General features: G+C 69.1%; 11 protein-coding genes and 1 pseudogene. 5 read left to right on the top strand and 7 right to left on the bottom strand.

Features of this window, described 5'->3' with window-relative positions:
- Window positions 1-567 (bottom strand): annotated as a pseudogene (locus tag VNR91_RS07425) (hypothetical protein); the annotation flags it as partial.
- Between the two features lie 94 nt (window positions 568-661).
- Between VNR91_RS07425 and VNR91_RS07420 the strand changes: the two are divergent.
- Window positions 662-883, top strand: a complete 222-nt coding sequence (locus VNR91_RS07420) for a hypothetical protein (protein ID WP_325490135.1) — start codon at window positions 662-664, stop codon at window positions 881-883.
- A gap of 58 nt (window positions 884-941) precedes the next feature.
- Here the strand turns inward: VNR91_RS07420 and VNR91_RS07415 are convergent, their stop codons facing one another.
- Window positions 942-1,367 (bottom strand): glycine zipper 2TM domain-containing protein, encoded by a 426-nt coding sequence (locus VNR91_RS07415; protein ID WP_325490134.1) that lies wholly within the window; start codon window positions 1,365-1,367, stop codon window positions 942-944.
- An 82-nt stretch (window positions 1,368-1,449) separates the two neighbouring features.
- Complete coding sequence (locus tag VNR91_RS07410) at window positions 1,450-2,286, bottom strand: class I mannose-6-phosphate isomerase (RefSeq protein WP_325490133.1); 837 nt, start codon at window positions 2,284-2,286, stop codon at window positions 1,450-1,452.
- Window positions 2,287-2,421: 135 nt separating this feature from the next.
- On the opposite strand from VNR91_RS07410, the gene VNR91_RS07405 reads away from it, so the two are divergent.
- The 3 genes from VNR91_RS07405 (at window position 2,422) to VNR91_RS07395 (ending at window position 5,426) form a co-directional block, all read left to right on the top strand.
- Window positions 2,422-3,270, top strand: coding sequence for an outer membrane protein assembly factor BamD (locus tag VNR91_RS07405; protein ID WP_325490132.1), 849 nt, complete (start codon window positions 2,422-2,424; stop codon window positions 3,268-3,270).
- A 37-nt stretch (window positions 3,271-3,307) separates the two neighbouring features.
- Window positions 3,308-4,966, top strand: coding sequence for a DNA repair protein RecN (gene recN / locus VNR91_RS07400; RefSeq protein ID WP_325490136.1), 1,659 nt, complete (start codon window positions 3,308-3,310; stop codon window positions 4,964-4,966).
- Between the two features lie 124 nt (window positions 4,967-5,090).
- Window positions 5,091-5,426, top strand: a complete 336-nt coding sequence (locus VNR91_RS07395; RefSeq protein WP_325490131.1) for a hypothetical protein — start codon at window positions 5,091-5,093, stop codon at window positions 5,424-5,426.
- A 58-nt stretch (window positions 5,427-5,484) separates the two neighbouring features.
- Here VNR91_RS07395 and VNR91_RS07390 read toward each other — a convergent pair whose 3' ends face one another.
- The 3 genes from VNR91_RS07390 to tgt all read right to left on the bottom strand — a co-directional run bounded on the left by VNR91_RS07390 (window position 5,485) and on the right by tgt (window position 7,943).
- Window positions 5,485-6,453: a cell wall hydrolase gene (locus VNR91_RS07390; RefSeq protein WP_325490130.1), complete on the bottom strand. Its 969-nt coding sequence runs from the start codon at window positions 6,451-6,453 to the stop codon at window positions 5,485-5,487.
- 154 nt (window positions 6,454-6,607) lie between these two features.
- Window positions 6,608-6,805, bottom strand: coding sequence for a hypothetical protein (locus VNR91_RS07385; RefSeq protein WP_325490129.1), 198 nt, complete (start codon window positions 6,803-6,805; stop codon window positions 6,608-6,610).
- A gap of 1 nt (window position 6,806) precedes the next feature.
- Complete coding sequence (gene tgt / locus VNR91_RS07380) at window positions 6,807-7,943, bottom strand: tRNA guanosine(34) transglycosylase Tgt (protein WP_325490128.1); 1,137 nt, start codon at window positions 7,941-7,943, stop codon at window positions 6,807-6,809.
- Between the two features lie 68 nt (window positions 7,944-8,011).
- Between tgt and VNR91_RS07375 the strand changes: the two genes are divergently transcribed.
- Window positions 8,012-8,347 carry a cupin domain-containing protein gene (locus tag VNR91_RS07375; protein ID WP_325490127.1) on the top strand — a complete coding sequence of 112 codons (336 nt, stop codon included), beginning with the start codon at window positions 8,012-8,014 and terminating at the stop codon, window positions 8,345-8,347.
- Here VNR91_RS07375 and VNR91_RS07370 read toward each other — a convergent pair.
- The gene (locus VNR91_RS07370) at window positions 8,338-8,991 is read right to left on the bottom strand and encodes an HAD hydrolase-like protein (RefSeq protein WP_325490126.1); all 654 of its coding nucleotides are present in this window, start codon (window positions 8,989-8,991) and stop codon (window positions 8,338-8,340) included. The genes VNR91_RS07375 and VNR91_RS07370 overlap by 10 nt on opposite strands.
- Between the last annotated feature and the right edge of the window lie 91 nt (window positions 8,992-9,082).

The following is a 9,082-nucleotide window of genomic DNA, read 5'->3' as shown; positions in this document are numbered from 1 at the left end:
GAGCAGCACCGGCAGCGGCTGGGGCACGGTGAAGCTCACCAGACGCAGCGAGCATTGTCCATCCTGCACCCCCGCCGCCTCGATCACGCGGGCGTTGGCATAGAGCGGCACATCCTTGGGCAGCCGGTTGGCCCAGCCGGCGGCATAGCGCAACTTGCCGATGCAGCCGTTGGCGGTGCCCATCTGCCGCGCCGCCAGCGCCGCGAGTGTCTTGGCCTCATTGGCCGCCTTGCAATCGGGGCAGCCGCCGGCGATCGGCGCGGGGGCCTTCATCAGCCCACCCGTATCGGGGCTGGGCCCGGCGGCGACGTCGGTGGAGGGGATCGGCGCAGCATAAGGCTCGCTGGGCGGGCGGATCGAGTCCGCATTGGCCTTTTGCGCCAGTTGCGGGTCGACCATGATCTGGTCCTGCAACGCGCCGGTCAGCAGGGGGTCACTGGCGTTGTTGGAGATGCCCTGCGCCAGTTCGTCATCAAGCGTGTCGATGCTGCGGTCCTGCGAATTGCCGCCGCCGCACGCGGCCAGCGCGAGGGGAAGCAGCAAAGAAAGGGGGGCGAGACGGGTCATCCCTCCGCCATGCCCCAAACACGGTTAAGGAAGCGTTGGCGGTCGCGTACTGTGGTATCTTGATAATACACTGGCCGGGCGCTACATTCGGGTCATGCTCAATATCGTCTCGATCCTGATCGGCCTGGTCGCGCTGGCCTTTGCCATTCCCGGCCTGATCCCGCTGCTGGGCGCGATCAACTATATCGCCATCCCGATCGCTGTGGTCGGCGCGGCCATCGGCGTGCTGTCGCGCTCCAACGGCGGCCGCAACTTCAACCTGCTGGTGCTGATCGTGGCGGCGGTCCGCCTGTGGATGGGCGGCTTCATCTTCTGATGTGAAAAGGGCCCGGCGGTCGCCGCCGAGCCCGTTTCGTTCGATCCGCCGGTGGCGATCAGCGGCAGCGCACGTTGCCCTTGTCGATCGCGTTGCCGAGCGCACCGCCCGCCGCCGCGCCGAGCAGCGTTCCGAGCAGGCCATCCCCGCGCCCCGCGATGCTGTTGCCGAGCAGGCCGCCGGCGACGCCGCCAACGATCAGGCCGGTGGTACCGTCGTTGCGGCGGCAATAATAGCGACCGTTGCTGCCGCGATAGATGCGGTCCTGCCGGGTCAGGCGACGTTCCTTGTAGTAACGTCCGTCGCGATAGTAGCGCGCCGCATCATAGCTGCGCTGGCCGCGTTCCGGCCGATTATAGTCGTAGTTGCGATACTGCTGCCAGTTGCGGCTGTTGTTGTTGCGATTGTCGTGTCGCTGGGCGTCGGCCGGCACGGCGGGAAGCGCCATTGCGGCGATCGCAGCCATCAGAATCGGAATGCGCATCGAAATCCTCCTCAAAATTGCACCGGACCAACGTCCGTGGCGCGCCACGGTTGCGCCCCGCGCAAGCCAAAGGAGACTTTTATTACGCGTCCGTGTCAATCCGACTGCCGCCGGGATAGGCGAACAGCAGGTCGGCGCCCGGTTGCGCCACGATCTCGCAATCGCCGATCAGCGTCAGGCATTCGCCGGCGCGGAAGCCGATTCCATCGACCGCGCCTTCACCCGCCACCGCGATCAGCCAGCCGGTGGTTTCCGCAGGCATGGCGAAGTGGCGGCGCCCCGCCGGCCAGCGCTCGAGCACGAACTTCGGCCCTTCGACCAGGATCGTCCGGTCGTCGGCGACGCGGCCCGGCATCGGCGGCGCGACATAGGGCCCGGTGCGGGCGACCGCGACTCCGCCGTCGAGGTGCAGCTCGCGCGGCCGGCCGTAATCATACAGGCGATAGGTCGTTTCCGAATTCTGCTGGACCTCGATCAGCGTCAGTCCGGGGCCGATGGCGTGGATGGTGCCCGACGCGCAATAGAAGAAGTCGCCCGCCTTGACCGGTTTCCAGTCGATCAATCGTTCGATCGATCCATCGAGCGCGGCCGCGCGCAGCGCGTCGGGCGCGACCGTGTCGCGCGTGCCGATCCCGATCGTCGCGCCGGGTTCGGCGGCCAGAATCACCCAGCATTCGTCCTTGCCGCGCGGCAGCCCGCGCGCATGGGCCTCCGCATCGTCGGGGTGGACCTGGACCGACAATTTTTCGTTGGTGAACAGATATTTGATCAACAGGTCGGGGGTGCTGTCGCCCGGCGCCTGGAACCACACTTCACCGACCGGATCGGCGCCCGGAGCAGGATCGGCGAATCCGGGCCAAAGCTGGTGCCGCCCCCATGGCTTCTCGACTCGGTGGGTGGCGAGCAGGGTCGCGGTCATGGTCGAAATCCCCGAAATGGAAAGCCCGGACGGGCCGGTCGCGTCACCCTGCATAACGCGGCTCACCGCAGGGTCGATCCCGACGATACGAAAAGGATTGGCTGGCCGCCATGCGCTGGGCTAGACACGCGCCCCATGCGTATCACCAGGTTTCGCGCCGCCGCCCTCGCGCTTGTCAGCCTCAGCGTTCTCGCCACCGCCGGCTGTGCCCGTCGCGGCAATCGCGCGGACACGCCCTACGTCGCGCGCGACGTCGGCACGCTCTATTCCGCGGCGAAGCTGCGGCTGGACCGGCACGACTATAAGCTCGCGGCCGCGCTGTTCGACGAGGTCGAGCGCCAGCACCCCTATTCGATCTGGGCGCGCCGCGCGCAGTTGATGGGGGCGTTCAGCTATTACCTCGACCGCGACTATACCAACGCGATCCAGTCGGCGCAGCGGTTCCTGTCGGTCCATCCCGGCAACCGCGACGCGCCCTATGCCTATTATCTGGTCGCGCTCAGCTATTACGAGCAGATCAACGACGTCACCCGCGACCAGAAGATCTCGCAGCAAGCGCTCGACGCGCTGGGCGAGTTGATGCGCCGCTATCCCAACACCCGCTACGCCGCCGACGCGCGGCTAAAGGTCGATCTGGTGCGCGATCACCTGGCCGGCAAGGAGATGGAGATCGGCCGCTTCTATGAGGATCGCGGCCAGTGGCTGGCGGCGTCGATGCGGTTCCGCGCGGTGGTCGATCAATATGACACCACCACCCACGCGCCCGAGGCGCTGATGCGCCTGACCGAGACCTATCTCGCGTTGGGCGTCCATGACGAGGCCAAGAAATCGGCGGCGGTGCTGGGCGTCAACTATCCCGGCAGCAAATGGTATGAGCGCGCGTACAAGCTGATCCAGGAGCATCCGCCCAGCACCGTCGCGGCCGACACCGGGCCGCTGCTGCCGCAGACGCCCGCCACGGATCGCAAGCGCCGCAAACGCTGACTTCCGCCGGGTGCCCGCCCGTGGCACAGCAACCGCGATGCTGACCGCGCTGGCCATTCGGGATGTCGTGCTGATCGAGGCGCTCGACCTCGATTTCGCGCCGGGCCTTGGCGTGCTGACCGGGGAAACCGGTGCGGGCAAGTCGATCCTGCTCGACGCGCTGGGGCTGGCGCTCGGCGCGCGCGCCGACAGCGCGCTGGTCCGCCACGGCGCGACTCAGGCCAGCGTCACCGCGACGTTCGACCTGCCGGTCGACGGCGCAATCGAATCGATGCTGGCGCAGAACGGGCTGGAACTGGAGCCGGGCGAGCCGCTCATCATCCGCCGAATCGTCAAGGGCGACGGCGGCAGTCGCGCCTTCGTCAACGATCAGCCGGCGTCGGTCGGGCTGCTGCGCGAACTGGGCGGGCAATTGGTCGAGATCCACGGCCAGCATGACGATCGCGGCCTGCTCAACCCGCGCGGCCACCGCGCGTTGCTCGACGCGTTCGGGCGGCTCGATGCGGGCGCGGTGGCGATCGCGCACCGGGCGTGGCGCGCGGCGGAGGATGCGCTGGCGGTCGCCCGCGCGGAACAGGACAGCGCCGAGGCCGATCGCGACTGGCTGACCCATGCCGTGGCCGAACTGCGCGGGCTTGCCGCCGAACCCGGCGAGGAGGTGGCGCTGGCCGATCGCCGCGCGGCGATGCAGCGCGGGGAAAAGGTCGCCGGCGAGTTGGCGGCGGTCGCCGCGCTGCTCGATGGATCGGACGGCGGGCTGGCGCGGCTGCGGCAGGCGGCGCGCATCCTCGATCGGATCGCCGATGCGCACCCGGCGCTGGGCGAATCGCTGGCGGCGATCGATCGCGCGCTGGTCGAGGGGGACGGCGCTCAGGCATCGGTGGATGCCGCCGCCGACGCGCTGGCGTTCGATCCCGCCGCGCTGGAGGCCGATGAGACCCGGCTCTTCGAACTGCGCGCGGTCGCCCGCAAGCATCGCGTCCAGCCCGACGAACTCGCCGCGCTGACCGAGGAACTGGCCGGCCGGCTGGCGCGGCTGGAAAGCGGCGGGCAGGGGATCGCCGCGTTGGAGGCCGCGCTGGCGGAAAAGGCCGGGGCCTATCAGGCCGCGGCGGAGGCGCTGTCGGCGGGACGGACGGCGGCGGGGGCGCGGCTGGACGCGGCCGTGATGGCCGAGCTGGCGCCGCTCAAGCTCGACGCCGCGCGCTTCCGCACCGCGATCGAGCCGCTGCCGCGCGATCAATGGGGCGTCCACGGCGCCGACCGCGTCGAATTCATGATCTCGACCAATCCCGGCGCGCCGTTCGGGCCGCTGGTCAAGATCGCCAGCGGCGGCGAATTGTCGCGCTTCATCCTCGCGCTCAAGGTGGCGCTGGCGGAGGAGGGCGCGGCGCGGACGCTGGTGTTCGACGAGATCGATCGCGGCGTCGGCGGCGCGGTGGCCAGCGCGATCGGTGAGCGGCTGGCGCGGCTGGCGGAGAGCGCGCAGGTGCTGGTGGTGACTCACAGCCCGCAGGTTGCCGCGCGCGGCGATCGTCACATGCTGATCGCAAAGCGCCACGACGGCATCGTCACCCGCACCGGCGTCACCCCGCTCGACCCCGACCAGCGGCGGGAAGAGATCGCACGTATGCTGTCGGGCGCCGAGATCACCGATGAGGCGCGCGCGCAGGCGGAGCGGCTGCTCGCCGCCTGAACGAACTCGCCGGCTCCGCCATCGTCTGCGACAAAATTCCGCCATTCGCGCCACAACCGCGCGACACTGCGGCGCGATACCCCCTCTTGTCCGATCGACGGACACGAAATGAGGAGTGCGTATCATGAACCGGATCACCAGGATCATCACCGGCATCGGACTGGCCAGCGCGGTGGTCGTTCCCTCCATGGCGAGTGCGCAGGCATGGCAGAACATCAACGCCCGTCAGGCCCGGCTGGAGCAGCAGATCAACCAGGGGGTGCGTTCCGGCGCGCTGACCCGCAACGAGGCGAGCCAACTGCGCAACGAGTTCCGCTCGATCAGCCGGCTTGAGGCGCGCTACCGCGTCAACGGGCTGAGCCTGTCGGAACGGCGCGACCTCGACCGCCGCTTCGACGCGCTGTCGGCGAAGATCCGCTATGAGAAGAACGACCGGCAGGGCCGCCACGGCCGCCGCTGATCGATAGTGGATAGAAAAGGGCAGGCCCTGTCGGCGACGGCGGGGCCTGTCGTCGTGTTCAACGCAGCGGCTTGCCCGAATCCTTCCACTTGTCGAGCACCTGCGAATCGTTGGGCAGCGCGGCATATTCGGGCTGCGGCGTGCCGCTCTGGCTGTGCGCGGCGACGATCTCCGCGACCGGCGTCGGCACCTTGATCGCCGGCGATAGCGCGGCGATCACCGGGGCAGGGATCGCCTCGGGCACCGGGACGATCACGTCGCCGCGCGGGTGCGGCGCGGCGTCAGGCTCATGTCCCGAATAGGGCTGGTTGAACGCGGCGGCGGTGCCCCACCAGCCTTTCCAGCGGTGAAAGAAATGCGCGCCGAACACGCCGGTCATCACCAGGCTCTTCTGCCACGACGGGCGGACGGCATAGGTATGGTAATGGGTGGCGAGCCCGACCGGCGCGAACACGCGGCCGGCCAGCGCCAGCGCGGCGGTGCGGCGCGCGCGCTCCCATGCCGCGCGCATCGGCACCCGCGCCATCGCGCCGTCGCAGGCGAAGCTGAACTGACAGCCGGCGCGCTCTGATCCCTGATAGACCACGCCGCACACGCTGGGCGGGAAAGCGGGATGGCGGACGCGGTTGAGAATCACCTGCGCCACCGCCGCCTGCCCGTCGTCGGGCTCGCTCGCCGCTTCGTAATAGATCGCGGTGGTCAGGCATTGGAGCGCACGCGCCTGGTCGCCCGATGTGCCGCGCAACACAAACGGTTGAGCGGGGCGGATCGTCGCATCGATCACCGCGTTCTGCGGCACCGGGAGATCGGGCAGGGCGATGGTGCCGGTGACGCCGGCGACCGGCGCGGCGACCTCCGATATGCGCGCGCTATCCTCGGCATAGAGCAGCGCGGCGCCGGGGAAATGGTCCTGCGATTCATAGTTGGCGGCGACGACGGCGGCGCGCGGCGCGGGTGTCGGGGTGTCGAGGTGGGTCAGCCCGGCCTGAGCCGAAAAACCGGCGCCGATCAATGACACCAGCGCCACCGCCAGCGTTCCCCGCGCCCGTTGTCCAGATAGCCGCCGCCCGATCACCCGCGCGCCATAGCCCGAATCACCCGCCCGCGCGCGGGCCGATTCGGCGGTGTCCCGCGGCGATACGGTTGATGGTTAAGCTAACCCCTTGACCCGCCCCGCCGTCTCAGTCGTCGTCGCGCTTGCCACGGTTGCGCCCGGCATAGAGCAGCGCCGCCGCCACCGCCGCCGATCCAACGCCGACACCCAGTCCGATTGCGCCGATCGACCAGCCATTGCCCTTTTTGTCGCCCGATCTGGCGCGTTCCTTGCGCGCCTTGGCGTCCTTGGCGGCGGCCATGATCTCGTTCTGCTCTTCGGACACTCTACTCTCCTTTTGAACCGAGATATTGCGCGCGGAAGCCGCTGGCAAACGCTGTCAGCCGCTGTTCCGCGATCGCCGCGCGCAGATCCGCCATCAACGCCTGATAGAAGCAGAGGTTGTGCTCGGTCATCAGCATCGCGCCCAGAATCTCGCCGGCGCGGACCAGATGGTGCAGATAGGCGCGGCTCCACCCCGCGCAGACCGGGCAACCGCACGCCGGGTCGAGCGGTCCCTGATCCTCCGCGAAGCGGGCGTTGCGGATGTTGATCGGTCCCGTGCGGGTGAACGCCTGCCCGGTGCGGCCGCTGCGGGTGGGCAGCACGCAATCGAACATGTCGATGCCGCGTTCCACCGCGCCGACGATGTCGTCGGGCTTTCCCACGCCCATCAGGTAGCGTGGCCGGTCGGCCGGAAGCTGGCCGGGCGCATAGTCGAGCACGCCGAACATGGCCTCCTGCCCCTCGCCGACCGCGAGCCCGCCGACCGCATAGCCGTCGAACCCGATGTCCGTCAGCGCGTCCGCCGATGCCTTTCGCAGCCCCTCGTCGAGCGCGCCCTGCTGGATGCCGAAGATCGCGTTGGCCTGCGCATGGTCCTCCGCCGCGAAGAAGGCGTCACGGCTGCGCCTGGCCCAGCGCATCGAGCGCTCCATCGCCGCCGCCTGCACGTCGCGAGTCGCGGTGGTGGGGACCAGTTCGTCGAACGCCATGGTGACGGAACTGCCGAGCAGGCGCTGGATTTCGATCGAGCGTTCCGGCGAGAGCATGTGGCGGCTACCGTCGAGGTGCGACTTGAACGACACCCCTTCCTCGCTGCGGGTGGTCAGGTCGGCGAGGCTCATCACCTGATAGCCGCCCGAATCGGTCAGGACCGGCCGATCCCAGCCCATGAAATCGTGCAGCCCGCCCAGCCGCGCGACCCGCTCCGCGCCGGGGCGCAGCATCAGGTGGTAGGTGTTGCCCAGGATGATGTCGGCACCGCCCGCGCGGACGTCGGCGGGTTTCATCGCCTTGACGGTGGCGGCGGTGCCGACCGGCATGAAGGCGGGGGTGCGGATCGTGCCGCGCCGCATCGCGATCGCGCCGGTGCGCGCGCGGCCGTCGGTGGAGTCGATGGTGAACTGGAAACGGGGAGCCATGGGCTCCCCATGCCGCGTGCGATTCGCTCTGTCGACTGGCACGTCGCGCTCGGGCAGGGTGCGCCGTCATGACGACGAGACCGGCGACCAACCTCTATGCGGACCTGCCGGCGGCGATGCCGGAAGAGGCGTTCACCGAATTGCTGGCGCGCCCGGGCATCCGTATCGAGCGGATCGTGTCGCGCGGGCAGGTCACGCCGGCGGATGCGCCGATGGTGCAGGACCATGATGAATGGGTGCTACTGCTGGGCGGCACGGCGGGATTGCGGATCGAGGACGCGCCAGACATCGAATTGGTGCCCGGCGATTGCGTGATGATCACGCGGGGACGGCGTCATTGGGTGACGCACACCAGTGCCGAACCGCCGACGCTATGGCTGGCGATCCACCTCGGTCAACGGTGATCGCGCAGATAGGCGACGATGTCGTCCGGGGTGCGGAAAAAGGCGTCGGGGCGCAGCGCGATCAGCGCATCCTCGCTGGCATAGCCCCACGATACCGCGCCGGTCCGCATACCCACTTCGCGCGCGGCGTCGATGTCGCGGGTCTCGTCGCCGATCGAGATGACCTCGTTCGGGGCCAGCCCCATCTGGCGCAATACCCGGCGGAACTTGCGCGCCTTGCCGAACAGCGAACTGCCCGCCGCCCACGCCTCGAAATGCCCCGCGTTGCCCGCGCCCAGGATCGCGCGGGCGTTGTCGGCGGCGTTGGACGTCACCAGCCCCATCCGCACCCCGCCGGTGGCCAGCGTGGCGAGCAGGCCGGGGGTGCCCGGAAACAGCTCGATCTGATCGACGTTGCGCGCCACCAGTTGCCGGACATGGCGGGCGATGATCGGCAGCTTCCACCGCGATATGCCCAGATAGGCGATCACCTCGCGCGAGGTGCGGTGGCGCAGCATCTCGATCTCGTCGTCGCCGACCTCACGGAAGCGGAAGCGGCGCGCGAGCTGGTTGACGACGGTCAGGAACCAGTCGCCGCTGTTCGACAGCGTGCCGTCGAAATCGAAGATGACCGCCTTGATCGGACTGGCCCCCGGTTCAGCCATGCGCGCGCCGATCACCATGCAACCGGCACGTGGCTCCGTCCTCGACCTCGATCTGGACGGTGGCGTGGCTGATCGCGAAATCATGCGCAAG

It is taken from the genome of Sphingomonas sp. (genome assembly GCF_035555815.1).
Taxonomy (GTDB): Bacteria; Pseudomonadota; Alphaproteobacteria; order Sphingomonadales; family Sphingomonadaceae; genus Sphingomonas.
Note: the sequence above shows the minus strand (reverse complement) of the source record. Positions and strands in the feature narration are given on the sequence as shown.

Excerpts from the sequence above, each read along its gene's own strand:
- VNR91_RS07420 (WP_325490135.1), top strand. The coding sequence starts at position 662 with ATGCTCAATATCGTCTCGATCCTGATCGGCCTGGTCGCGCTGGCCTTT.
- VNR91_RS07415 (WP_325490134.1), bottom strand. The coding sequence starts at position 1,367 with ATGCGCATTCCGATTCTGATGGCTGCGATCGCCGCAATGGCGCTTCCC.
- VNR91_RS07410 (WP_325490133.1), bottom strand. The coding sequence starts at position 2,286 with ATGACCGCGACCCTGCTCGCCACCCACCGAGTCGAGAAGCCATGGGGG.
- VNR91_RS07405 (WP_325490132.1), top strand. The coding sequence starts at position 2,422 with ATGCGTATCACCAGGTTTCGCGCCGCCGCCCTCGCGCTTGTCAGCCTC.
- recN (WP_325490136.1), top strand. The coding sequence starts at position 3,308 with ATGCTGACCGCGCTGGCCATTCGGGATGTCGTGCTGATCGAGGCGCTC.
- VNR91_RS07395 (WP_325490131.1), top strand. The coding sequence starts at position 5,091 with ATGAACCGGATCACCAGGATCATCACCGGCATCGGACTGGCCAGCGCG.
- tgt (WP_325490128.1), bottom strand. The coding sequence starts at position 7,943 with ATGGCTCCCCGTTTCCAGTTCACCATCGACTCCACCGACGGCCGCGCG.
- VNR91_RS07375 (WP_325490127.1), top strand. The coding sequence starts at position 8,012 with ATGACGACGAGACCGGCGACCAACCTCTATGCGGACCTGCCGGCGGCG.
- VNR91_RS07370 (WP_325490126.1), bottom strand. The coding sequence starts at position 8,991 with ATGGCTGAACCGGGGGCCAGTCCGATCAAGGCGGTCATCTTCGATTTC.